Source organism: Zunongwangia endophytica (assembly GCF_030409505.1).
GTDB classification, from domain to species: Bacteria; Bacteroidota; Bacteroidia; order Flavobacteriales; family Flavobacteriaceae; genus Zunongwangia; species Zunongwangia endophytica.
On record NZ_JAUFPZ010000002.1, the window covers coordinates 2634840 to 2658867 of the forward strand.

Here is a 24028-nt window from a genome sequence, read left to right on the forward strand (position 1 = left end):
TCGCCCTAACTTAAAAACCATTCTAAAATATAAGGCGCCAGTAAAGCGGTAATTATACCATTAATGCACATTGCCAAACCACTATAAGTCCCGGCAAATTGGTCTATTTCGAAAGCTTTAGCAGTTCCTATTCCATGCGCCGAAGTGCCTAAAGCAGATCCTATCGCCTTATTATTTCTTATACCTGTCACTTTTAAAACATAGGGCCCAAAAGCATTTCCTAAAATGCCGGTAACAATTACAATACCTGCAGTTATTTCTGGAAGTCCGTTAGTTATTTTTGCGATTTCAATGGCTATTGGTGTAGTTACAGATTTGGCGACTAACGATCTACTCAGAATTTCAGGAACTTGCCATAGCATTAGTATTGCTAAAACGCTAAGCATGCCCGTAATTCCTCCAGCAAATACAGCGATTAAAAAAACTTTCAAATCTCGTTTAACTTCTTCTAGTTTTTCATACAGAAATACACCCAAGGCGACTACAGAAGGTCCCAGAAAGAAACTGATATATTTCCCTCCTTCATCATAAGTTTCAAAATCGATATTAAAAATTAGTAAAACCGCTATTATTAGTAAAACTGAAATCAATACGCGATTAAATATAACGTAATTGAATTTGCTTTTTATTTTTCCTGAAAGGAAATAAGCAATTAAGGTAAGAGTTATTCCAAATATTGGCTGAAGTAAAAATGGTTTCATTTTTTATCCAGTTTTTGAAATAAAAATCCGGTGATATAAAGTGAAAGCAATGTACTAAATACAACTGCAGTAGTAACAGGAATCCAGTATTCTGCAATCAAATTAGCATATACCATCAAACCCACTCCGTAGGGAATAAAAAAGACTACCATATACTTTACTAAAACATCTGAAGCTGGTTTTACATCTTCTAATTTTACCAGTTTGAAGAGCAAGGCTAAAAAAATAAGCAGCATTCCTATAATATTACCCGCTACAGGTATATCTAATAGATAATGGATTAATTCACCCAAAAGCAGAAAACCAAAAATATAGATTAGCGATTTCAACATTATTGATAAATATATTGAAGATCGGCATGATGTAATTTTAATGAGCAATCATATATTTCTTCGGAAAGAATAGTTGTATTGCGCAAATGAAAGTAGAGCGCTTCAGCCGGTTCACCTTTTTGCCCTTTAACGTTTTTGTTCTTTGTTTCTGCCAGAATATAAAAGCGCATAGTTTAAAACTAATCTGAAATATGAATTTGCAATATATAAATTCAGTAATCCAAAATGAAAGATGTGGATTTTTTTATATCATGATTAAGTTTACGAACTTTGGAAACAACGCTACAAAACAAAAAATGCTGGATTTTATAATTATTGGTGCAGCGCAAGCTGGCCTCGCTATGGGATATTATCTTAAGCAAGCTGGATACAATTTTATTATTTTAGATAAAGAAGAAGAAATTGGTGCTTCCTGGCTTAATCGATGGGATTCGCTAAAATTATTTACTCCAACGGAGTTTAATCACCTTCCGGGAATGGAGTTCCCTTCGAAAAAGGGCCATTATCCTTCGAAAACCGAAGTCGCTAATTACTTTAAATTGTATACTGAAAAATTTGAGTTTCCAATTCAGTTAAACACACTGGTAACTTCAGTTTCTAAAGAAAGAGCTACATTTTTAATCACGACTGAAAAAGACCAATTTCAGGCAAAAAATGTAGTTGTAGCTACAGGCCCATTTCATATTCCTTACACTCCGCCATTTTACAAAAAACTAGACGAAACGGTTTTTCAAATCCACAGTAACTTTTACAAAAACCCACATCAACTAAAAGAAGGAAATGCATTAGTGGTTGGCGCAGGAGATTCAGGCTTTCAGATTCTGGACGAAATTTCTTCAACTAATCGAAAAACTTACTTCTCTGGAGCTACAGATGTAAAAGTGCTTCCGCAGGAATTATTAGGAAAAACATTATGGTGGTGGTTTTCTAAAACCGGATTTCTTAGTTTCAGCAAAGATTCCTGGCTTGGACGAAAAATTAATAATAGTCGGCAACCTATTATCGGCACCAATGTAAAGGAAATTCTATCGCGACCAAATGTAGAAGCTGTTGGCAAAACTTTAGATGCTGAAGGTGAAATTATTTCTACGGAAAAAAAAGAGATCTCTGATATTAAGAATATCGTTTGGGCGACCGGATATCGACCTAACTTTGGCTGGATTGATGGTTTAGAACTAACCAAAGATGGCTATCCAAAACATAAACGTGGTGTAAGCAACACTAAAGGACTATATTTTATAGGACTCCCATGGCTGCACACCCGTGGATCGGCAACCTTGGGAGGTATTAAAAATGATGCAAAATATATAGCTGATTTTATCGAAAATCAGAATTCCTGACGTTTGTAATTTTCAGATGGCAAGACCAAAAACGGAATTTTCACATTGTAAGCCACTTCGTGTACTAAGGAGCTGAATAGTAATTTTTCGATAAAAGTGTGTTTGTTTTTTATCATCACTAGCATTTCAACCGGATTCTGCTTTTGGTATTCCTTTAGAGCTTCCATTACACTATCTCGGTTTATTCTTCCAAAGACATAACCATTCTCATCGAAATACTCTTGCAATGCCTGTTTAGATTTCTCTTGGTTTTCATCCAGATCTTTACCAAAACTTACATTCAGAATATGCACCGTAGATTTAAATTGGTCTATAATACTTTTTAAAAACCAAAGATTGTAAGCTTCGAAGTCTAATTTTAAATCGTTCGGAAAAAGAATATTCTTCGGCTCTAAATAAGCTGCACCGGCTGGAATAGCTAACAATGGGCATTTTGCAGCCTTAATCGCATGCACTGTATTGGTACCGAAAATTAATTCACTCCCATCCTGAGCGCCTTCAGTTCCCATCACGATTAGATCGATTTCTTGTTGAGCTACTCGTTCTTTAATTTCTTCATGTAACATTTTGAAAGTTGAAACCAACTCAAATTCATGATATTTATTAGGAAGATCTTCTTCAATACGTCTTAGAAAGCGAGAGAGATTTTTAGTGGAGTTTTCTTTGTAAACCCCATACAAACTACTGTAAATAATGAAATCTGCGTTATAAAGTGTATTCAGCAAAATAAATTTAGTGCGTGAATTTTTAAATAACTGCATGGCATATTTGATCGCATTATAAGAGTTTTCTGAAAAATCGGTTGGCAAGAGTACGGTTCTCATAACTAATAATTTTCATCTAAATTACGAATACTGAGGATGATGAATTATGACAATTATCAGATTTAAAAAAAGAGAATTAACAGTGTGTTATGAGGCTTAGCAAAATTTATACTTAATTTTTGCCACCGTACCGCAATAATCGTTTAGATGGAAAGAGAAGCAATAGATACAAAAAAAGAGCATAATCCTTTTAAGCTCAAATTAAAAGGATGGTGGGAAGTACTAAAACAAATATATTCTGAAATCGGTGAAGATAAGGTTAGTATCGTTTCTGCCGGAGTCGCATTTTATGCGTTTTTAGCTGTCTTCCCTGCAATTATGGCACTTATTTCTATTTATGGCTTAGCGACTGATCCACAAGATATCGAAAGACAAATTAGCGAACTTTCGGCCATGATGCCTAAGCAAGCATTTGAAATTCTACAGCAACGTATTGATGTTTTTCTAGAATCTCATGGCGATAAACTGGGATGGGGAACTTTATTTGGTATATTATTTAGTATCTGGAGTGCCAATAAAGGGACAAACGGATTATTAACCGGCGTGGATATCGCATACGATACCGAACAAGATCATAATATTTTTAAGCAATATTTAATGGCCTCTATTTTTACTGTTGGAGGACTTGCAATGTTGATTTTAAGTATGGTGCTTATCGTTGGGTTTCCTGCACTAGTACATAAAATTGGATTGCCAGAACATTTAGAAAATATTATTAGCTGGTCCAGATGGTTGATATTGGCGGTTTTAGTCTGTATTTTTTTATGCATGGTTTACAAATTTGCACCTGCCAGAAAACAACCCGCTCTTCGCTGGGTAATTCCCGGAGCCATTTTTTCTACGCTTGTGTGGTTAGCTGCTTCTTACGGATTTTCATTTTACGTGAGTAATTTTGGTAATTATGGTGAAGTTTATGGTTCAATTTCCGCGGTGGTCGTGTTGCTTATGTGGCTATACATCACCTGCTTTATTATCCTATTAGGCGCCGAGATTAATACTGAAATTGTTGACCATCTAATTAATGTAGAATTAGAAGCTAAAAAAGAAAAATAAGAAACCAATAGCTGAAATTAATAGCAATAGAGATTAGCTAAAAACAGCGCTCTTTTTTCTGCTGAAAAAAATCTCAAAAAAGTAGAGGAAACTTTTAAGCCGAAACGTTTCTGAAGTCTTGCCTATCCCGTAACGATGAATTTTAAATGATCTTATTGACTGTTTCTAAAAGCAAAAGAAGTTTCTTCAAATCTAAATTAAACCACAATTATTTTCATGTTTAACTTTATCGCTTTATCTTTAAACAAAAGATAAAACATGAAAACTTCAGAAAAATTTAATCTATCCGAAAGGCAGATCGATCGTGTGATCGCTATGGCTTGGGAAGACCGTACTACTTTTGAAGCGATTGAATATCAATTTGGACTTACAGAAAAGGATGTTATAAAATTTATGCAAGAACAAATGCATCCTAGAAATTGGAGAAAATGGCGAGCAAGAGTTCAGGGTAGAAAAACAAAACATCAAAAATTAAGAAACTTTGAGTCTGGTAGATTTAAAAGTAGCAGACAAAGACAAATAACTGGTAACCGACTTTCTAAACCGAAAAACTAATGGCACCAGAAACCGACTATAACCTATCATCCTTAGATCTATTTTTAAGCAACAAAGATGCTGAAGGTAAAAATTTGCCTATTCAGCAGCTTCATCCACTTACTAGCTTGGACGTTTTTGCCAACCATTCTGATAGGATAAGAGATAGAGCCCGCAAAAAGATAGAGTTAGCATCTTTAGTTTCATTGAGCAAAAAATATAGCTGGAATACTAATTTAGACTTTATTTTAGATGAAGATTACGAAGCTATACTGCTAACCAAAGCAGATCAAACGATCCTTTGGACAAATAAAGGATTTTCTGCAATGACGGGATACCCGGCGAATTTTGCGAAAGGCAAGAAACCTAAGTTTTTACAGGGAACTAAAACATCTGTAGCAACCAGAAAGAAAATTAGAAATAAGGTTTCTTCTCAAACTAACTTTTCTGATATTCTTTTAAACTACCGGAAAAATGGTGAAGAGTATTTGTGCAAAATTGATATTTATCCCATAAAAAATAACCTCAAAGAGGTGACTCACTTTCTGGCTTTAGAAAAAGAAATTTATGACAATTGAAGAGCGCATCGCTAAATCTAAGACAAGTCTTTTTAAAGCTGTTTTTCCAAATACCACGAATCATTATGACACGCTTTTTGGTGGTACTGCCATGCAAATGATGGACGAAGTTGCCTTTATCACCGCCACGCGATTTAGCAGACAGCGTATGGTAACCGTAAGCAGCGATCGTATCGATTTTCAAAAACCAATTCCTGCCGGAACTTTTGTAGAACTAATTGGACAAGTTGCCCACGTTGGTAATTCTAGCTTAAAAGTAAATGTAGAGATCTATACTGAAGAAATGTATTCAGACCATCGAGAACAAGCGGTGAAAGGAGAATTCACCTTTGTAGCGATCGATGAAAATAAAAAACCCGAACCATTAAAAATATAAAAAAAAGCCATGACAAATTTATCATGGCTTCAAAATATTTGGGGCAAAAAAGTGAACTATTCAGTATAATAATAGACTGCTGAAGCACCAGATAACGTGTTATTAATTTGTGGTGATTTATTTCCGCTAGCAGTACTTGCTTCATCGAAAGCAAGAACTTTACCGCCTCCATTAGCTAATTCAGCAATAAATACCATATCTGAAGCTGCATCGTAAGATACATTAACCGGGTTTCCTAAGTTTGTATTATTTCCACCTACTCGCATTTGATCGTTAAGTTCGATCATTCCGCCATCCATAGTAGCGCTTAATTTACTATCAAAATTAGTAATTACGTGAAAAGCACCATCATCATCAGATCCTGCATCACCAATATCTGTCATTACCATAGTACCGCCATCATAATCTAATCCATGCGTTCTAATAATTCCTTCAATTTCTACTGTTTTAGTCGCAGAAACTTCGGCATCGGTTGTATTCATCGCAACAAAATCATCTAAAATGGCTAATTTATTTGTGGTATCGACCACTGCATAAAGATCGTCGCCTACAAATTCGATACCCCATACCTTAAAATCTACGGTAACTACATTTCTTAATTGAAATCCAGAAGATGTTTTGGTATAAATAAAGAATCTTCCGTCTGCTGTACTATCGTCTCCGTCAACATCAGCATTATCAGCAACTACGTAAAACATTCCGTTTACCGCAATATCACGCGGACTTTCTAGTTCTGAATCGCTTGATATATCCAAATCAACATTTAAGTCGATTCCAGTGTCTAGCATTTCTATACCCGCATAACTCTCCAGGCTGGTAGATGATCTTGATACAATAGTAAATGAATCATCATTGCCATCGTAATAAATTCCTTCAGTATCATCTGAAGAGGTTTCGTAAGTGGTCATTTCAGAACTATTAAGATCGTAACGAGTTACACTTCCATTATGACTCGTAGCATAAAGATATGCAGTTTCTGAAGTATTGGTTGGCATTTCACCCAATCCATCGTCATCATCGCTACAAGAAACTAAAGCAGTTCCTAGTAGAAGCATAAAAATTGGTTTAATAATCTTTTTCATGTGTTTAAGTTTTTGTTGTTGTGATATTTACGTGATTTTAGACGGAAGGGTTTTAGGATACCATACTACACCAAAACTCGTTTATACATAATAATCTGATATACAGTTAATTAAAAAATATAGAGATATTGCTTTTAACTTAGGTTTATCAAAAGATTAAGAATGAATTAGATCAAATTGCACGAAAAAATCCCTTCTTTCATGGTAGATTTAGGATGTGGGAACGAATTAAATGAATGAGCAAGATATGGTACTAAAAGACAAAGTAGCTCTTATTACAGGAGCAAGCAGTGGCATAGGAAAAGCTATTGCCATTAAATTATCCGAGGAAAATTGTAAAATAGTATTGGCTAGCCGAAATATTGAAAAACTTAAGGAAATTCAGAAAGAATTAAAAACGGAAAGTCTTGCTATAGAAATGGATATTAGCCAGACAGATAGCGTTGCTAATGGATTTAAAAAGGCAGTGGCTAAATTTAAAACCATTGACATTCTTGTGAATTCTGCTGGTGTGATGCCATTAACGTATTTAAAGAATAGACATCTTGATGAATGGTTACAAACCATTGAAGTAAACGTAAAGGGAACACTAAGATGTATACATGCTGTTCTTCCGCAGATGAAAAATAATGAAAGTGGACATATTATAAACATATCTTCTGTCGATGGAAAAGAAGTATATGAAGGCGGTGCTATCTACGGAGCTTCTAAATCGGCTATTATTACATTATCTAAAGCAATGAGAATGGAGCTTTCTCCAGATTACAATATTAGAGTTACCTGTATAGAACCAGGAACTGTAGAAACAAATCTTAGAGATAATATTACCGACGAAGAGCTTCTAAATGACAAAAATTACGATAATGACGAAGAACCTAAATTGCAATCTAAAAATATAGCAGATGCAGTTATTTACGCCTTATCTCAACCAGCGAGTGTGAACGTGAACGAATTATTAATTAAACCAACAGGAAAATCATAAACAATTTATATATGAAAGAGCAAGTAAAATCAACAGGAAAATGGATAGCAGGATATTTAGCAGCAAAAGCTGGTAAAAAAGTTGTTGCTAAAAGCGGATTAATAGGTCTAGGATTTGGAGCTGCAGCAGGCGGAGCTTACATTGGTTACAAGCTTCTAAAAAAATTAAAAAAACAAGAAGATATTAGCCACAACAACCACGAAATTAAAGGAGAAAAGAAAATCGTTGTTTAACAACCACGTTCTTTTAAAACATAAAAAAGCCAGATTCATTCTGGCTTTTTTTATGCTTACTTTTCAATCAATGATTTGTATATTTATTTCAAAATTTTGATGATGAAAAAAATTATATTTTTTCTAGCAGGATTAGGTCTCATTTCGTGCAAAGAAAATGTTAGCTCTTCTAACACTTCAGAAAAAAATCTAATCGTTAAAACTGAAAATGGAGCTATTGAAGGTTTTACCAATAACGATAAATCGGTTCTAAAATATTTCGGTATTCCTTTTGCTCAACCGCCGGTAGATAAACTACGTTGGAAAGCTCCACAAGATGCAAAAGATTGGAAAGATACGTTGGTAACCAAAGCTTTTAAAAATAAACCAGTACAAGCCAATGTTTACGGAGACATGAATTCCCGATCTAACGGTATGAGCGAGGATTGTTTATATTTAAATGTCTGGATACCACAAACTAATTCTAAAGAAAAACTACCCGTACTCGTTTATTTCTATGGAGGCGGATTTTTAGCAGGAGATGCTTCCGAACCTCGATATGATGGAGAAGCTATGGCTAAAAAAGGAATTGTTGTAGTTACAGTAAATTACAGGTTAAACATCTTCGGCTTTATGGCCCACCCAGAGTTAAGCGAAGAAGCTCCATACGAAGCCTCTGGAAACTACGGATTATTAGATCAGCAAAAAGGCTTAGAATGGGTACAAAACAATATCGCTGCATTTGGTGGTGACCCTAATAAAATTACAATTGCCGGAGAATCTGCAGGTTCCATCTCGGTAAGCGCACAAATGGCTTCTCCCCTTTCAAAAGACATAATGAATGCCGCTATTGGTGAAAGTGGTGCCTCTATTTATCCAACATTAGCGCCCGTTTCTCTGGAAGAGGCAGAAGCAAATGGTGTTAAGTTTGTTGAAAAAGTAGGCGCTAAATCACTTGCAGAATTACGAGGAATGAGTACCGACTCTATTTTCAAATTATATCAAAATGCAGGTAGATTTAATTTTCCTACCGTAATAGACGGTTATTTTTTACCGAAATCTCTCCCTGAAATTTTTAAAGCTGAAGAACAAGCTCAAGTACCTTTGCTAGTAGGATGGAATTCTGCCGAAATTCCCGGATCGGCAATAATGCAAGGTTTAGAGAATACCACAGAAAATTTCAGAAAAAAAGTAAATGAAATCTATCCTGAAGATTACAAAGAAGTTCTAAATCTTTATCCACATTCTAACACTGATGAACTAAAAAAATCAGCAACACAATTAGCCTCCGATCGTTTTATCGTATATAGTACTTGGAAGTGGTTCGACCTGCATCGAAAAAATTCCAATCAACCTGTTTACCGATATTTATTCAGCAAAATTAGACCAGAACTAAAAGACGATTCTAAACAAGCAGGATTGGCTGGCGGCACTAAAAAGAAAGCTGAAAAAAATTCTGAATCGCCAAAACCAATTGGTGCTCCTCATGCTTCAGAAATAGAATACTTTTTAGGAAATCTAGATCGAAATAATGAATATTCTTGGACTCAAGACGATTATAAAACTTCTGAAACCATCCAAAAATATATCGCGAATTTCATTAAAACCGGAAATCCTAATAATGAGGAATTACCGAAATGGAATCCAGCTAAAGAAAACGATCAAAATCCACCAATATTAATAATTGACACCGAATCTAAACCTGAAAATGCTACTAATGATGAACGATTTTTATTTTTAGATCAATACTATCAGAAATAAATTTTAAAAAGCCCTCTTTAAAAGAGGGCTTTTTTATTTAGAACACTTATCACAAAGTCCTTTTACCACTAGATTCGCGTCGGTGGCTTTAAAACCATTAGGCAGACTAATATTGGGTATAGTTTGATCGGTTAGACATTGCGTTTCCCCACATTTAGAACAGTGAAAGTGTAAATGCAGTTTATCACTAACATTGCCTTCTTCTAATGTTTGCAGCGCGTATTTAGCCATACCGCTACCGTCTTCAATTTTGTGTACCAGACCTTTTTCTTCAAACAATTTCAAACTTCTAAAAAGCGTGGTGCGTTCGGTTTTATCAAAAGCAGCTTCAATATCATTTAAGCTCATCGCCAAAGATTCTTGCGCCATAAATTTATATACTAACAAACGTACTGCTGTAGGTCTAATTCCTTTTGCTTTTAAAATCTCTTCTATTTCTTGCATACTATTAATGTGAGTGACCACCCTCGCCTTTATTCATTTCTGCCTGCAAATAATAGGCATTATTTAAAGCAAATTTTGCGTCTTTCTCTTCAGGATTCATAAATGTAACACTTATCCAGTCGCCATCCTCAACATCAGTTTTAACTTCAACCGGAGAAAACATCCAGTTGTCATTATTTTTTTCAGCTTTAAAAATATAATCTCTACCGTTTTCAGTAAAAATAGCTGCTGTTGGTAAAGCTTCAGTTTCGTTATTTTCAGTAATAATTCTTCCTGTAAGATACATTCCCGGAATTAAGTTTTTAGGCTTATTCTCAATTTCAGCATGAATATGAACAGCCTTTGGATTTTCTTCAAACGCCTGCCCTACCGAGATGATTACAGCTTCCATTTCTAAATCGGGTCTTGATTTTAAAGAAAGCATCACTTTTTGCCCATTTTCGACATTTTGGATGTCTTTTTCAAAAACCATCAAATCTGCATGAACATCGTTGGTATTTAGTATTTCGAAAAGTTCGGTTTGTGCGTTTACATATTGTCCCGTCTTTACATTCACTTTTTCAACAGCACCGTTAATCGGACTAATAATAGAGACTTCTTGATATATTTTGCCTTGTATGATCTGGTTTGGATTGATATTTAGCAATTTTAATTGCGTTTTTAAACCACTCGTCGCTTGTTTTGCATTCTGAAATTCGGTTTCTGTAATCTGAAATTTTTCTCCGGAAGACACCCCCGCATCATAAAGCTTCTTTTGGCGCGCGTATTCTTTTTCTTTAAGCTGAAATTGATTGAATGCATTTAAAAATCGAGTTTGAATATCCACAATTTCAGGATGCGAGATATAGGCTAGAACTTGTCCTTTGCTTACTGGATGACCTTCAATCACCTCGATACTTTTAATATTTGCGCCATAAACCGTAGTTACCGAAGCTTCATTTTGCGGCGGCACTTCCAGCTGTCCATTCGCTTTTACCATGCCTGCCATATTTCGAAGCTTAATTTCACCAATTTTTATTGCTAAAGCATCAAATTGGGAGGCACTAATTTCAACTCCGTTTAATTCTTCATGCGAATTTTCTTCAGCATTAATTTCTGCAGTACTAGATTTCTCTGCTACTTCTTTCGTTTCTGCATTTCCGCAGGCTATTAAAAAGCCCAGTAACAGCAAACTTATAATTGAATATATTTTCATTGAATTTCGTTTTATTTGTTTTCAGCAATTCACTTAAAAACTGATTTGATTAAATCTCGTTTACAGAGTAAAATTTAATTTCAGCATAAGCCAACACATATTCTCTGGCGGCATCGATAGCATCCAACTCGGTTTGCAAAGCTTCTTCGAGGTTTTGAATAAAAGCTACATAATCTAATGCGCCTTCATTGTAGGCTATAATTGTTCCTTTTCGCTGTTTTTCAGCAATCGTTAAGGCTTCTTGTTCGTAATATTCCCACGAAATTTTCCAGCTTTGATACTTCTGTAACGCTTGTTTTCGCTGCATTAAAAACTCTTGTTTGGCAAAATTGGAGGCTCGATTAGCAATTTCAGCATCGATTTTTGCTGCTTTAGTATTCCCATAACTCTTTCCGCTTAAAAACGGAATTGAAATCCCTGCCTGATACATCACATAACCGTCTTCACCTTCAACTTCCTGTTGGCCATATTGCAAATTTAAGGTGGGTAGAAAAGTTGATTTTTCTTTTTTAAAATTTGCTTCAGCTACTTGTTTTCGTTGTTCCGCAGCATCTAAATAAGGATGTCTGGAAGACGTACTTTCAAAACTGTTTTCAATTGATTCCATTAATAACGAAGAAGCAACCGTCATATCCTGGCTTTCGCCTAACCATAAATTCAATTCACTCAACGTATTAATGTAAGCAACTTTAGATTGCCGTGCTTTTACCAGAATTTGATTTACTTTATTCTGAGCATTCAGTTTTTCTAATTCCGAGATTTCTTCAACTTCATATCTCAGGTTAACAGCATCATTAAATTTCCCGTAAATAGAATCAAGCTCTTTGTAAAGTTCAAACTTTCGCTTCGCGACATAAGCTTCTCCCCAAAGTTTTCTGATTTTAGTAGCCACTTCGATTTTGGATAAATTAAGCTGATTTTCTGCTAATTTCAATTTCTCCTTTTGAAGTTTTAATGCGGAAGCAATTCCGAAGACATTTATATTTTGCTGGCTAAAACCAATACGAGTGTACACTCCATTTCCGTTATCCAGCTCTTCCCCGGCTGTAAAAATGGTCGTTTTCCCGAAATCCCAAGCATTCTTTTTTAAAGCTTCCTCTTTTTCAACTTCCAGTTGCTTGTTCTTTAAGAGTGGATAATTTTCCAATCCTATTTCTACCGCCTGATGCATAGTTACTTCCGGTAACAGCTCTATTTCCTGAGCGTTACTGAAGTTTGGCAAAATCATCAATACAATAAAACCGGCTCCGGCTAACTTTCTATTATTTATTCTGAAATTAAATCCAACTTCTTCTACCCATTTATATAGAATTGGTAACACAAAAAGCGTCAATAATGTTGAAGTTATTAATCCTCCAATTACTACTGTAGCTAACGGTCGCTGCACCTCGGCCCCGGCTGAACTTGAAATTGCCATTGGCAGAAAACCAAGCACATCGGTTAATGCAGTTAATAAAATTGGACGGATTCTTCTTTTTGTTCCTCGTGAAATTCGTTGTTTTAGATTGGTTTCTCCTTCCTCTTTTAATTCATTTAAACTACTTATTAAAACAAGTCCGTTTAACACTGCTACACCAAAAAGTACAATAAAACCGACTCCGGCTGAAATACTAAACGGCATCCCGCGTAACCAAAGTGAAATAATCCCGCCAATGGCGGCCAAAGGAATTGCCATATAAATCATTAGTGTTTGTTTAAAAGATTTTAGTGCGAAATAAATAAGAATAAAAATGAGTAATAAGGCTATAGGAACTACAATTTTTAAACGTTCACTCGCCCGTTCTAAATTCTCGAAAGCCCCGCCATAGCGTATAAAGTAACCAGCAGGCAACTCTAATTCTGCATCTAATTTATTTTGGATATCATGAACGACAGACTTCACATCTCGATCCCGAATATTAATCCCAACATACGTTCTTCGATTGGTATTATCTCGACTAATTTGCATAGGTCCCGGTTGATAGCTAATTGTTGCGAGTTCGCTTAAGGGCACACTACTACCATCTGGGAGATTAATGTACAATTGTTCGATATTCGATATATTTTGACGGTTTTCTTCTTCAAGTCGAACTACCAAATCGAATTTTCGTTCACCTTCAAAAACTACTCCGGCTTTAGATCCTGCAAAAGCAGTTTCTATCATTTGGTTTACGCTTTCGATAGTTACACCATAGCGTGCCATTTGCGATCTGTCGTAATCTACCGTAATTTGTGGTAAACCGGCGGTGGCTTCTACCTTCATATCGGCTACGCCTTCGATTCCTGAAATAAGATTCCCTATTTCCTGTGCTTTTTCAGCAAGAATATTTAAATCTTCACCGTATAATTTTACAGCAACATCTTCTCGAATTCCGGTTAGTAATTCATTAAAACGCATTTCTACAGGTTGGGTAAACTCGCAGCTTACTCCGGGAATTTCGCTTATAGTTTGCTTCATTTTTTTTATTAGCTGATCCTTTGTTTTCGCAGAAGTCCATTCCGATTTTGGTTTTAGAATAAGAAAACTATCCCCAATATCCATCGGCATCGGGTCGGTTGGTACTTCAGAAACTCCAAAACGAGTCACCACTTGCTCTACTTCCGGAAAATTATTTAATAAAAGATTTTCGATTTTAGTTGAAGTCGCACCCCCTTCAGAAAGCGAACTTCCCGGTTTTAAAATTACATGAAATGCTAGATCACCTTCATCTAACTGCGGAATAAATTCGCCTCCCATTCTACTAAAAAGATAACCGGCGAAAACCAATAAAATTGCTGCCGAGCAAACAATCCATTTCGAAGCTTTTAATGATTTTTGAAGCAAAGGCTCATATTTTTGCTGAAGCCATCTTACAAATCGATCTCCCCATCCTAATTTTTTGGATTTTTTATTTTTCAGAAATAATGCAGAAATCATAGGCACGTAGGTTAAACACAAGATCATGGCTCCCAGCATTGCAAATATGAAAGTTAGCGCCATCGGTTTAAACATTTTCCCCTCGACGCCCTCTAAAGCCAAAATCGGTAAAAAAACAATCAAAATTATCGCCTGACCGAAGAATGCAGAGTTCATCATTTTTTTAGATGATGTACTCACCAGTTTATTCTTTTCAGTTTGATGAAGCTTATCGGTAATCGATTTTCGACTAAATATAAAAACAGTGCTTTCTACAATAATTACTGCGCCATCTACAATAATCCCAAAATCGATCGCACCAAGGCTCATTAAATTGGCCCAAACATCAAAAATATTCATTAAAATAAAAGCGAAAAACAAGGAAAGTGGAATTGTGCTGGCAACAATTAATCCGCCTCGAAAATTACCTAGTAAAAGCACCAAAACAAATATTACAATAAGTCCGCCTTCTAGCAAATTACTTCTCACAGTAGCTGTGGTATTCGCAATAAGCTCGCTACGATCTAAAAAAGGTTTGATGGAAACACCTTCCGGTAAAGACTTTTGGATTTGAGCTATTCTATTTTTTACGTTTTCTACAACTTCATTAGAATTTGCTCCTTTCAGCATTAAAACACTTCCGCCAACTGCTTCTCCGTTCCCATTTTTTGTCAACACGCCGAATCTTATTGCATTTCCTATACGAACCCTTGCAACATCAGCAATAGTAATTGGGAACTTTTCGTTTTTCACGACAATATTCTCAATATCCGAAATTGATTTTGTGAGTCCTTCTCCTCGAATAAAATTAGCCTGATGGTTTTTCTCGATATAAGCGCCGCCCGTATTTTGATTATTGTTTTGTAAGGCTTCAAAAACTTCAGCCATCGTTACCTGCATCGAACGCAAATCGTCGGGATTCACAGCAACTTCATATTGCTTGATTTTCCCACCTATGCTATTTACTTCAACTACACCGGGAACCATTGCAAATTGGCGTTTTACAATCCAATCCTGAATGCTACGTAATTTTGTTGGTGTGTATTCGTCTTTAAATTCAGGATCAACTTCTAGGGTATACTGATAAATTTCCCCTAACCCTGTCGAAATAGGTCCCATAAATGGTTCTCCAAAACCTTCAGGAATTTCTTTTTTAACCTTAGAAAGTTGTTCCGCGACTAATTGGCGTGGCAAATATGTGCCTACGTCATCGTTAAAAACGATAGTCACCACAGATAATCCGAATCTGGAAACCGAACGAATTTCTTTAACCTCCGGTAAATTCCCCATCGCAACTTCTACGGGATAGGTTACAAATTGCTCGATATCTTCGGTGCCCAAATTAGGCGCCTGTGTAATTATTTGAATTTGGTTATTGGTAATATCGGGTTGTGCATCTACAGGCACTTGTTGCATACTCCAAACTCCGGCAGCAATCAGCACTATGGTAAATAACCCGACGATAAATTTGTTATTGACAGAAAAGTCAATGATTCTATTAATCATCAGAAAATTGATTTAAATTCAGAAATAGGAAACAAGAAGAAGTTTATTGCTGAAAAAATTAAGCCTAAATTCTTCTAAAATTAAATGATTTTCACTTCTGAACTAAACCTGCGGAGGCGGTATAAAATGATCTGTAAACGCTGAAGATGTTGTGATTAAATAACCAAAATGTGTACTTAAAACCGAAGGATTAGAAATTTCAAAACTCGGCAAATTATAGGTCATCATATGATTATGACAGCATTGGCAGTAACAAAATGGTGTACATAGATCAGCTGCGCCATCATGATCGCTATGACTTTCTACGACATAAGTGCGCTCTTCACTATCGCTTGCAGCATCTGAACATGGCAAAAAGCTAAGCGACAAGAATAAAACAGCTAATATGATTCCTATAATTTTCACATTTCAAATATAACATAGCGTATCTGCAATAGCATTGCAATTATTCAAAATTAGTTGCTGATCTTCTAAATTCCTAAAATCGACTTAAAGTTTTTATAATTTCTAGCATCTGTTCGCTACTGAAATTCTTTAAGCTTAATAATTCTGTATCTTTAAAAGAAAAGACCTAACATGAAGTTTTTCATTAATAAACCAGAGGACGCTGTAAACGAATCTATAGAAGGTTTACTTACCGATCCTAAATTAACCAAATTAGACACTTTCCCAGAAGTTCGTGTAGTTACCCGAAAAGAAATCGATAAATCTAAAGTTGCCATCATTTCTGGTGGTGGTTCTGGGCACGAACCTATGCATGCCGGTTTTGTTGCTAAAGGAATGCTTACGGCCGCTGTTTGCGGAGACATTTTCGCTTCGCCTTCTGTAGATGCAGTACTCGCGGCTATTTTAGCTGTAAGTGGCGATAAGGGTTGCTTACTCGTAATTAAAAATTATACCGGTGATCGATTAAATTTTGGACTTGCTGCAGAACAAGCAAGAGCCATGGGCCATAAGGTAGAAACTGTAATTGTAGGGGACGATATTGCCTTGGGAACAGACACTCAGCAACGTGGCTTAGCCGGAACGCTACTAGTGCATAAAGTTTCCGGACAATTAGCTGAAGAAGGCAAGTCTCTAGAAGAAGTATTGAAGGCTGCAAAAAAAGTAGCCGAGAGTGCAGTGTCTATTGGACTTTCACTCACCGAAGGCCAAAAATTCAACAATCCTGAAGAATCAAGATTAGATGATTCTGAAGCTGAATTAGGTTTGGGAATTCACGGAGAGCCCGGTGTCGATGTTATCAAAATGGATAAAGCCGATGCGCTAATTAAAAAAGCTTTAGCAGAATTAAAAAAATATCTTTCTGATGAAGATGAAAAATATGTGTTGCTTTTTAATAATCTTGGAAGTGTAACGCCGCTTGAGATGAATTTATTAGTGCATAGTTTCGATAAAACCGATCTTGCTTCTAAAGTGAAATATTTGGTAGGTCCTACAGCAATGACAACTTCGCTGAATATGAACGGGTTTTCAATCACTTTACTGAAATTAGATGAAGAAATAGAAAAAGCCTTATTAGAGACTACTGAAACTCCCGAATGGCGCATACGAGAATATGCCAAACCAAGCAGCATTAAAAGCCCAGAGCTCCCTAAAAAGATGCAGTTTGAACCTTCAGAAAACGAACATAACAAGAAAGTAGTTCAGGAAATCTCAGCGCATCTAATCGAGATGGAAAAAGAAATGAACGATCTGGACGAAAAAGTTGGCGATGGCGATGCAGGATCCACTTTTGCCGGTGCCGGTAAAAAATTCAAAAGCATTTCAGATGAGTTACCTTATGCTTCTTTACCCGAATTATTTACGACAATTGGCCGAGTATTAGCAAGAGAAACCGGTGGTTCTAGTGGTGTTTTACTATCTATGCTTTTCACCAAAGCAGGCAGTAGTTTGGAAGATGATGATAATGTTGGAAAAGCATTATTAAACGGATTAGAGAAAATGAAATCCTACGGAGGTGCTGAAAAAGGCGATCGTACTATGATTGATGCAATGCAACCGGCCTTTGAAGCTTTAAGCGAAGGAAAATCGATGGATAAAGCTGCTGAAGCTGCTCGTAAAGGCGCTGATGAAACCGCGAATATCACGAATACAAAATCTGGTAGAAGCTCTTATTTATCAGAATCAAGCCTGGAAGGTATTCCTGATCCAGGCGCTGAAATGGTAGCCAGAGTTTTTGAAAAATTAGTTAAGATTCTTTAAATCTGAATTAAAAAAAGTGGTTTAAAAAGCACGAAAATCAACTTTTTAAACCACTTCTTTTTTATCCATTTTGAAATAGTCTACTGCCAGCCACCGCCAAGGTTACGGTACAATTCTACATTCGCTATTAAAAGTTGTTTTTTGATATTGATCAAATTCAGTTCACTTTCCAAAGCGTCACTTTGTGCGGTAAGTACTTCAAGATAATTGGCATAACCTCCTCTAAACAACATTCCGGCATCTTTTAGACCTTTCTGGGTTACTTCAATTCTTTCTTCAGCTATATTATATTCTTCTTTCAGCTTATCCATTTTTGCCAGAGAATTTGAGACATCTGCAATTGCTTCAATAAGATGATCTTTAAAATCTAACTGTGCAATTTCTTTTTGCGTACGCGCAACATTATAGTTGGTTTTCAGTTTTCTATTATTAAAAATCGGCTGAAAAATAGCCCCATTTAACAAAGCAAACCCAGAACTCACAGGATCTAAAAATTCATCTAACTTAAACGAATTTAACCCTGCCGAAGCGCCAATGGTTAAAGATGGATAGCGTAATGCGTTGGCCACACCCGCATCTGCATTTGCTGCAATAAGTTCGTATTCCGACATGGCAACATCAGGTCTATTTTTGATCAATTCTAAAGGAATACCTTTATCATATCGTTTCTGAAATTCAATATCCTCAAAAGAAGTTTCAATATTAATTGAACGAGGGGAACGACCTAATAATCCATTTAGTTTATTTTCCATAATCACATACTGACGCTCCAACTGCGGAATTAAAGTTTTCGCTTTTAGTTTCTGTGATTTGGTCTGTTGAATTGCCAGCGAAGTGGACTCTCCCGCATCATATTGCAATTGCACAATATTTAAGGTGCTATCATTTAAAGCATAGTTTTTCCGCGCAACTTCAATTTGAGATTTAAGCATTACCAGATTAAAATATGTCGAAGCAACCTCAGCAATTAAAGAAGTTTGCACTGCATTCTTAAACTCCTTACTTTTCATAAATTCGGCTCTGGCAGCTTCTTTTTGCCATCTCAATTTCCCCCAAAGATCCAGCTCCCAGTTGGCCTGCAGTGCAGAAGAATATTCTAATCTTTCAGTATAAAGACTGCTTGGAGGATTTTCGCCATGATTCCTGCGAGATCTGTTAGAACCGTAATTATTGTAATTTTCAGAATAATAATCTCTACGATAATCGGCCGGCCGTGCATTTAAAGACGGAAAAAAATTGGCTTTAGATTGTGCTAATTCTTCCATCCCAATTTGCATGTTTTTCATGGCTTTTTTAAGGTCGATATTATTCACCAAAGCCGTATCTATTAACGACTGCAAGGTACTATCTTCTATATATTCTTTCCACGGAATTTCAGACATCGGGATAGTATCGGTATCAATTTCAGCAAGATTTAAAGAATCTGTTTCCACCGAATCCAGGTCTTTTTCTCCTGAATAATATTCCGCTGAAATATCTTCTTTAAACTCTGGGCGTGTATATTCTTCTCCAACTTTACAGCTTACCACGCTTATCATTGCAAAAACTCCTATAAGCGATTTTATAAATCCTGTTGAATATTCAAATCTTCTATCTATAGTTATAGCTGAAAAAAAAGTCATTTTCATCTTTAATTTTTTAGTTGATTTTGGTTTAATCTGCATAACGTTCCAAATTCATTTTATCATGAAGGATCTGGAATACATAGGCCAGTAACGGAATAATAAAAATCCCCAGAACAATACCACTAATCATTCCGCCAGCAGTACCAATACTAACCGAGTGATTTCCTTGTGCCGAAGAACCTTCAGCAAACATTAACGGAACTAAACCAACGGTAAATGCTAATGAGGTCATGATTATCGGTCGAATTCTTAAAGCACTAGCTTCTACCACCGCATCAAAAGCCGTAAACCCAGCACGCCTTTTTTGCGCCACAAATTCTACAATTAGAATCGCATTTTTAGCTAATAATCCAATAAGCATTATGATCCCGATCTGTACATAAATATTGTTATCGATACCCGCTAAATTAATCGCAGTAAAAACTCCGAATATTCCCACCGGTAAGGATAGCATTACTGCCAATGGCAATAGAAAACTTTCGTATTGCGAAGCCAGAATAAAATACACCAGTAGAATGATGATTATGAATACGATGATCGTATCGCCGCCAGAGTTTTTCTCTTCTAAACTCATGCTCGTCCACTCATAGCTTAAAGTTGCAGGCAGTTTTTCTTCTGTAAGCTCTTCAATCATATTCATTACATCACCTGTACTATAACCTTCTGCCGGAGTCACATTTATTTTTGCCGCATTGTATAGATTATATCGATTTACGACTTCTGGCCCATAAGTTTGTTTCAGTTTAACAATCGTATTTACCGGCACCATATCGCCCAGATCATTTTTCACAAAAATGCTATTAAAGGATTCCGGAGATTCTCTAAACTGAATATCAGACTGCATATAAACACCATACTGACGGCTAAACCTATTAAAATCTCCCGGCTGAACTCTACCAAAGTACGATTGAATCGTAAACATCATATCTTTGACGCTTACCCCCATACTTTTGGCTTTTTCGTAATCGATATCTAAGCGATATTGTGGAAAATTAGGATTGAATGAAGTAAAAGCATTCTCTACCGACTCTTGATTATTTAAGGTGTTTATAAATTCGTTCACGATTTGCCCAAACTCACCTAAATCGCCATCTGCTCTATCCTGAAGCATAAACTGCACCCCATCAAAATTACCAAATCCCTGGATGGTTGGTCTTGGATACATATTAAAATCTGTTTCAGGAATATCATTCAGCTTGCTCAATAAATTTTTAATTACTGGTTTTATTTCCTGGATTTCACCTCGATCGTGAGCCGACTTTAATTGTATGTAAGCCAATCCTGATGATGGACTATTTGCATTGTCTACCACATTAAATCCTGAAACGGTATTTACTCCTTTTACAGCAGGTTGTTGTTGTAAAATAGAATCTGCTTTTCTAAGGGCTACGTTTGTACGGTGTAGCGAAGATCCTTCAGGCATCTTCATAGATAATATTAGAAAATTATCATCTTCCGTAGGGATAAATCCACTAGGTGTAATTTTCGATAAAAATACGGTTGCTCCTATAATTAAAGCTAAAGCTCCTAGCCCGATCCATTTATGACCCAGCGTCCATCGTACAATTCCTAAATACTTCTTTGTAAATCTATCGAAGAAATTATCGAATTTCCTAAAACCTTTGTTTCGCAATATTTTGGCTTTTCTATAATGTCTATAATTAGACACTGCTTTAGCCATTCCTCGTTTTTCTTTGTTTTTATTTTTTCCTGCAAAAAATATTTTACTCAAAACAGGGGTTAGTGTTAATGCATTTATTGCTGAAATTAATACTGCAAAAATGATTGTATAGGCAAACTCCTGATAGAACACACCTACCGGCCCGCTTAAAAATCCAACTGGTAAAAACACTGCGGCGATTACCACGGTAATGGATATAATGGCACCTGTAATCTCGTCCATCGCTGAACGTACCGCTTCTTTTACGGGCATGTTGTGATGCGTCATTTTTTCGTGAATCGCTTCCATCACTACAATAGCGTCATCTACCACAATACCAATGGCGAGTACTAATGAGAACATACTAAGGACATTCATGGAAGCGCCTATAATATTTAAGAAAAAGAAAGTTCCTAATAAAGAGGCAGGGATTGAAATTGCTGTAATTAAAGTTGCTCTAAAGTCCTGAAGAAAGATAAACACCACTAAAAATACTAGAATAAAAGCTTCTACTAAGGTATGCTCTACCTGACTCATCGATTCGTCAATCTGATCCCGAACACTGTAGGTAATTTCATAATGAACATCCTCTGGAAATAATCGCGATTGCTGCTCTAATATTTCACGAATTTTGCCATCGATTTCCATGGCATTTGCACCATTCTGTTGCACGATATCTATCGTAACCGATGGTTTACCGTCTAACCTATTCTCACTTGTATAATTAGAAGCTCCAAACTCAACTCTTGCAATATCCCTTAGATGTAAAACTGTTTCGTCCTTAGTTTTGATAACCAGATTCTCATAATCCTCGGGTTGATTAAAACGCCCGTCATGCTTCATGATAATTTCAAAAAGCTCTTCAGAATTTTCTCCAAATTTTCCGGGAGCAGCTTCAAAGTTTTGATCTTGTATCTGATCGTAAACATCACGCGGAGTTAATTGGTAAGAAGCCATTTTTTGAGGATTCAACCATATTCTCATGGCGTAATCTCGTTGCCTAAGAATTGAAGCCTGTGCTAACCCATCTACACGTTTTAATTCTCGCCGTATATTTATTCTGGTAAAGGCATTCAGGAAAGTTTCGTCATAAGTAGGATCGTCACTGTAAATATTGATTGTCATGATACTCCCCTTCATCCTTTTTGTTACTGAAATACCAGCTTCGGTAACTTCTTGCGGAATCATCGATGTAATTGTCGATATTCTATTTTGAATATCGACCGCAGCTAAATCTGGATCTGTGCCCGGTTTAAAATAAACGGTAACTCGCCCTCTACCTGAATTGGTTGCAGTAGAGTTGGCATAGGACATATTCTCTGTACCGTTTATAGCCTCTTCTATTGGTAATAATACAGATTTGGCTACTGTCTCTGCATTACCACCAGGATAATAAACCTGCACACTAACACTTGGAGGTGCGATTTCTGGAAAACGTTCTACCGGTAAAGAAGTAATACTAGCAGCCCCGGCAATAAGCAATATGATGGTGATAACCAGTGTAAGGACTGGCCTTTTTACTATTTTCTTAAACATGTATTTAGGGTTTGGTTCGGCTTAAAAAAAACTTATTATTGAAGTTGCGATAATAATCGACCTCTCTCGATCGGTTTTACTTTTATCCCGTTAGCCAATTTATCAAGGCCTGAAAGAACAATGCGATCGTCTGGAGAAAGACTTTCAGCACTTACGATATAGTTATCGCCAGATCTACCTTTGGTTATAATCTCTCGGCGTTGTGCTATATTATTTTCATCAAGAATAAATACGAATTTTTTATCCTGAATAAATGTGGTCGCACTTTGTGGAACCAAAATAGCATTCGGATAAATTTCTTCCATTAAAATTTTACCGGTGTTTCCTGATCTTAACAATGTATCTGGATTTTGAAATCTGGCTCTTAAAGTAATAGAACCGGTAGTTTTATCAATTTGCCCTGAATTAGCATCGATCTGCCCTGAATACTCATAAACCGATTCGTCTGCAAGAACCAATTTTACTTTACTGTTCATTTTATTAGAAAGAGTATCATTTTTTGCCCTTTCATAATACAGGTAATCTGACTCACTCATGGAAAAATAGACGTAAATATCGTCTACTTTCGATAGTACGGTAAGTGGTTTTTCATCGGTTTGCTTTACCACATTACCAGGAGATTTAGGAATTCTACCCATAAATCCGCTTACTGGAGCTTTTATAGTGGTAAAATCTAGATTGATCCTCATATTAGCCGCTTGTGCCTGCGCTCTTTGCAGAGAAGATAAAGCTACCTGATAATCGGCTTCTACAGATTTCTTTCGAACTTCAGAGATTACTTCATTATCAATTAAAGGCTGCAAACGTTCTAAATCGCTTTTGGCTTTTTCTACTTTAGCTCTTTCCAAAGCAACATTGGCTCTAGCATTTTTATAGTCTTCCATATAGGGTTGACTATTCACTTTGAATAAATCCTGCCCTTTTTCTACAAAATCACCTTCATCTACATAAATTTCTTCTAAAATACCATCTACCTGAGGTCGAATTTCAACGGTTTCGACACCTTCAATAGAGCCAATATATTCAAAGCCCTTCGAAGCATTTTGCTCTTGTAATGATATTACCGGTAATGGTAGCCCTTCATCTTCTTTTTCTTCTTCTTTACAAGAGTGTAAACTAAGTAGTACAAAAGAGAATACTATTAAGGTAAATCGATTTAAAACTGATAGGTTATACTTGTTCTTCATGTTCCAGATTTTTTCTGCCA

At 36.2% G+C, this 24028-nt stretch carries 21 protein-coding genes; 9 read left to right on the forward strand and 12 right to left on the reverse strand.

The features are described 5' to 3' along the window. Positions 1 to 5 precede the first annotated feature (5 nt). Genes QWY91_RS11470 through QWY91_RS11480 form a run of 3 tightly spaced genes read right to left on the reverse strand, consistent with a single transcriptional unit; the run spans position 6 to position 1203 of the window. Complete coding sequence (locus tag QWY91_RS11470; RefSeq protein WP_290235157.1) at positions 6 to 701, reverse strand: LrgB family protein; 696 nt, start codon at positions 699 to 701, stop codon at positions 6 to 8. Beyond that, complete coding sequence (locus QWY91_RS11475; RefSeq protein WP_290235159.1) at positions 698 to 1033, reverse strand: CidA/LrgA family protein; 336 nt, start codon at positions 1031 to 1033, stop codon at positions 698 to 700. Before QWY91_RS11475 ends, QWY91_RS11470 begins: the two co-directional genes overlap by 4 nt. Continuing rightward, positions 1033 to 1203 (reverse strand): hypothetical protein, encoded by a 171-nt coding sequence (locus QWY91_RS11480; protein WP_290235162.1) that lies wholly within the window; start codon positions 1201 to 1203, stop codon positions 1033 to 1035. The genes QWY91_RS11475 and QWY91_RS11480 overlap by 1 nt, the downstream gene beginning before the upstream one ends. A 126-nt stretch (positions 1204 to 1329) precedes the next feature. Between QWY91_RS11480 and QWY91_RS11485 the strand changes: the two genes are divergently transcribed. Then, positions 1330 to 2373, forward strand: a complete 1044-nt coding sequence (locus QWY91_RS11485; RefSeq protein ID WP_290237091.1) for a flavin-containing monooxygenase — start codon at positions 1330 to 1332, stop codon at positions 2371 to 2373. On the opposite strand, the gene QWY91_RS11490 is transcribed toward QWY91_RS11485, so the two are convergent. Then, on the reverse strand, positions 2361 to 3197 hold the full coding sequence (locus QWY91_RS11490; RefSeq protein ID WP_290235164.1) for a universal stress protein: 837 nt from the start codon (positions 3195 to 3197) through the stop codon (positions 2361 to 2363). The two genes, QWY91_RS11485 and QWY91_RS11490, sit on opposite strands and share 13 nt — an antisense overlap. Before the next feature lie 147 nt (positions 3198 to 3344). Here QWY91_RS11490 and QWY91_RS11495 point away from each other — a divergent pair, with 147 nt between their 5' ends. From QWY91_RS11495 to QWY91_RS11510, 4 genes are all read left to right on the forward strand, one after another. Then, positions 3345 to 4250 (forward strand): YihY/virulence factor BrkB family protein, encoded by a 906-nt coding sequence (locus QWY91_RS11495; protein ID WP_290235167.1) that lies wholly within the window; start codon positions 3345 to 3347, stop codon positions 4248 to 4250. A gap of 258 nt (positions 4251 to 4508) precedes the next feature. After that, positions 4509 to 4805 carry a TIGR03643 family protein gene (locus tag QWY91_RS11500; protein WP_290235170.1) on the forward strand — a complete coding sequence of 99 codons (297 nt, stop codon included), beginning with the start codon at positions 4509 to 4511 and terminating at the stop codon, positions 4803 to 4805. Next, positions 4805 to 5362, forward strand: a complete 558-nt coding sequence (locus tag QWY91_RS11505; RefSeq protein WP_290235173.1) for a PAS domain-containing protein — start codon at positions 4805 to 4807, stop codon at positions 5360 to 5362. The genes QWY91_RS11500 and QWY91_RS11505 overlap by 1 nt, the downstream gene beginning before the upstream one ends. Continuing rightward, positions 5352 to 5738 carry an acyl-CoA thioesterase gene (locus QWY91_RS11510; protein ID WP_290235175.1) on the forward strand — a complete coding sequence of 129 codons (387 nt, stop codon included), beginning with the start codon at positions 5352 to 5354 and terminating at the stop codon, positions 5736 to 5738. Before QWY91_RS11505 ends, QWY91_RS11510 begins: the two co-directional genes overlap by 11 nt. Before the next feature lie 56 nt (positions 5739 to 5794). Here the strand turns inward: QWY91_RS11510 and QWY91_RS11515 are convergent, their stop codons facing one another. Then, positions 5795 to 6820 (reverse strand): hypothetical protein, encoded by a 1026-nt coding sequence (locus QWY91_RS11515; RefSeq protein ID WP_290235179.1) that lies wholly within the window; start codon positions 6818 to 6820, stop codon positions 5795 to 5797. A gap of 247 nt (positions 6821 to 7067) precedes the next feature. On the opposite strand from QWY91_RS11515, the gene QWY91_RS11520 reads away from it, so the two are divergent. The 3 genes from QWY91_RS11520 to QWY91_RS11530 all read left to right on the forward strand — a co-directional run bounded on the left by QWY91_RS11520 (position 7068) and on the right by QWY91_RS11530 (position 9775). Next, positions 7068 to 7802, forward strand: coding sequence for an SDR family oxidoreductase (locus tag QWY91_RS11520; RefSeq protein WP_290235182.1), 735 nt, complete (start codon positions 7068 to 7070; stop codon positions 7800 to 7802). A gap of 11 nt (positions 7803 to 7813) precedes the next feature. After that, positions 7814 to 8035, forward strand: coding sequence for a hypothetical protein (locus QWY91_RS11525; protein WP_290235185.1), 222 nt, complete (start codon positions 7814 to 7816; stop codon positions 8033 to 8035). Positions 8036 to 8134: 99 nt separating this feature from the next. Next, the gene (locus QWY91_RS11530) at positions 8135 to 9775 is read left to right on the forward strand and encodes a carboxylesterase/lipase family protein (RefSeq protein ID WP_290235188.1); all 1641 of its coding nucleotides are present in this window, start codon (positions 8135 to 8137) and stop codon (positions 9773 to 9775) included. A gap of 33 nt (positions 9776 to 9808) precedes the next feature. On the opposite strand, the gene QWY91_RS11535 is transcribed toward QWY91_RS11530, so the two are convergent. The 4 genes from QWY91_RS11535 to QWY91_RS11550 form a co-directional block, all read right to left on the reverse strand. Then, positions 9809 to 10219: a Fur family transcriptional regulator gene (locus QWY91_RS11535; protein ID WP_290235191.1), complete on the reverse strand. Its 411-nt coding sequence runs from the start codon at positions 10217 to 10219 to the stop codon at positions 9809 to 9811. A gap of 4 nt (positions 10220 to 10223) precedes the next feature. Beyond that, a complete protein-coding gene (locus QWY91_RS11540) occupies positions 10224 to 11414 on the reverse strand; it encodes an efflux RND transporter periplasmic adaptor subunit (protein WP_290235194.1) in 1191 nt (396 codons plus the stop codon). Positions 11415 to 11463: 49 nt separating this feature from the next. Continuing rightward, on the reverse strand, positions 11464 to 15795 hold the full coding sequence (locus tag QWY91_RS11545) for a CusA/CzcA family heavy metal efflux RND transporter (RefSeq protein ID WP_290235197.1): 4332 nt from the start codon (positions 15793 to 15795) through the stop codon (positions 11464 to 11466). A 102-nt stretch (positions 15796 to 15897) separates the two neighbouring features. Further along, a complete protein-coding gene (locus QWY91_RS11550) occupies positions 15898 to 16200 on the reverse strand; it encodes a DUF6660 family protein (RefSeq protein WP_290235200.1) in 303 nt (100 codons plus the stop codon). A 171-nt stretch (positions 16201 to 16371) separates the two neighbouring features. Here QWY91_RS11550 and QWY91_RS11555 point away from each other — a divergent pair, with 171 nt between their 5' ends. Then, positions 16372 to 18000: a dihydroxyacetone kinase subunit DhaK gene (locus tag QWY91_RS11555; RefSeq protein WP_290235201.1), complete on the forward strand. Its 1629-nt coding sequence runs from the start codon at positions 16372 to 16374 to the stop codon at positions 17998 to 18000. 80 nt (positions 18001 to 18080) lie between these two features. Here the strand turns inward: QWY91_RS11555 and QWY91_RS11560 are convergent, their stop codons facing one another. Genes QWY91_RS11560 through QWY91_RS11570 form a run of 3 tightly spaced genes read right to left on the reverse strand, consistent with a single transcriptional unit; the run spans position 18081 to position 24008 of the window. Next, the gene (locus QWY91_RS11560; RefSeq protein ID WP_290235205.1) at positions 18081 to 19628 is read right to left on the reverse strand and encodes a TolC family protein; all 1548 of its coding nucleotides are present in this window, start codon (positions 19626 to 19628) and stop codon (positions 18081 to 18083) included. Between the two features lie 25 nt (positions 19629 to 19653). Next, positions 19654 to 22821, reverse strand: a complete 3168-nt coding sequence (locus tag QWY91_RS11565; RefSeq protein ID WP_290235207.1) for an efflux RND transporter permease subunit — start codon at positions 22819 to 22821, stop codon at positions 19654 to 19656. A gap of 35 nt (positions 22822 to 22856) precedes the next feature. Then, positions 22857 to 24008: an efflux RND transporter periplasmic adaptor subunit gene (locus QWY91_RS11570; protein WP_290235210.1), complete on the reverse strand. Its 1152-nt coding sequence runs from the start codon at positions 24006 to 24008 to the stop codon at positions 22857 to 22859. Between the last annotated feature and the right edge of the window lie 20 nt (positions 24009 to 24028).

Bases quoted from the DNA above. Each gene is read 5' to 3' on its own strand.
- QWY91_RS11555 (WP_290235201.1), top strand. From the start codon at position 16,372: ATGAAGTTTTTCATTAATAAACCAGAGGACGCTGTAAACGAATCTATA.
- QWY91_RS11470 (WP_290235157.1), bottom strand. From the start codon at position 701: ATGAAACCATTTTTACTTCAGCCAATATTTGGAATAACTCTTACCTTA.
- QWY91_RS11520 (WP_290235182.1), top strand. From the start codon at position 7,068: ATGGTACTAAAAGACAAAGTAGCTCTTATTACAGGAGCAAGCAGTGGC.
- QWY91_RS11510 (WP_290235175.1), top strand. From the start codon at position 5,352: ATGACAATTGAAGAGCGCATCGCTAAATCTAAGACAAGTCTTTTTAAA.
- QWY91_RS11490 (WP_290235164.1), bottom strand. From the start codon at position 3,197: ATGAGAACCGTACTCTTGCCAACCGATTTTTCAGAAAACTCTTATAAT.
- QWY91_RS11545 (WP_290235197.1), bottom strand. From the start codon at position 15,795: ATGATTAATAGAATCATTGACTTTTCTGTCAATAACAAATTTATCGTC.
- QWY91_RS11540 (WP_290235194.1), bottom strand. From the start codon at position 11,414: ATGAAAATATATTCAATTATAAGTTTGCTGTTACTGGGCTTTTTAATA.
- QWY91_RS11505 (WP_290235173.1), top strand. From the start codon at position 4,805: ATGGCACCAGAAACCGACTATAACCTATCATCCTTAGATCTATTTTTA.
- QWY91_RS11530 (WP_290235188.1), top strand. From the start codon at position 8,135: ATGATGAAAAAAATTATATTTTTTCTAGCAGGATTAGGTCTCATTTCG.
- QWY91_RS11565 (WP_290235207.1), bottom strand. From the start codon at position 22,821: ATGTTTAAGAAAATAGTAAAAAGGCCAGTCCTTACACTGGTTATCACC.
- QWY91_RS11525 (WP_290235185.1), top strand. From the start codon at position 7,814: ATGAAAGAGCAAGTAAAATCAACAGGAAAATGGATAGCAGGATATTTA.
- QWY91_RS11495 (WP_290235167.1), top strand. From the start codon at position 3,345: ATGGAAAGAGAAGCAATAGATACAAAAAAAGAGCATAATCCTTTTAAG.
- QWY91_RS11515 (WP_290235179.1), bottom strand. From the start codon at position 6,820: ATGAAAAAGATTATTAAACCAATTTTTATGCTTCTACTAGGAACTGCT.
- QWY91_RS11500 (WP_290235170.1), top strand. From the start codon at position 4,509: ATGAAAACTTCAGAAAAATTTAATCTATCCGAAAGGCAGATCGATCGT.
- QWY91_RS11480 (WP_290235162.1), bottom strand. From the start codon at position 1,203: ATGCGCTTTTATATTCTGGCAGAAACAAAGAACAAAAACGTTAAAGGG.
- QWY91_RS11560 (WP_290235205.1), bottom strand. From the start codon at position 19,628: ATGAAAATGACTTTTTTTTCAGCTATAACTATAGATAGAAGATTTGAA.
- QWY91_RS11475 (WP_290235159.1), bottom strand. From the start codon at position 1,033: ATGTTGAAATCGCTAATCTATATTTTTGGTTTTCTGCTTTTGGGTGAA.
- QWY91_RS11485 (WP_290237091.1), top strand. From the start codon at position 1,330: ATGCTGGATTTTATAATTATTGGTGCAGCGCAAGCTGGCCTCGCTATG.
- QWY91_RS11535 (WP_290235191.1), bottom strand. From the start codon at position 10,219: ATGCAAGAAATAGAAGAGATTTTAAAAGCAAAAGGAATTAGACCTACA.
- QWY91_RS11570 (WP_290235210.1), bottom strand. From the start codon at position 24,008: ATGAAGAACAAGTATAACCTATCAGTTTTAAATCGATTTACCTTAATA.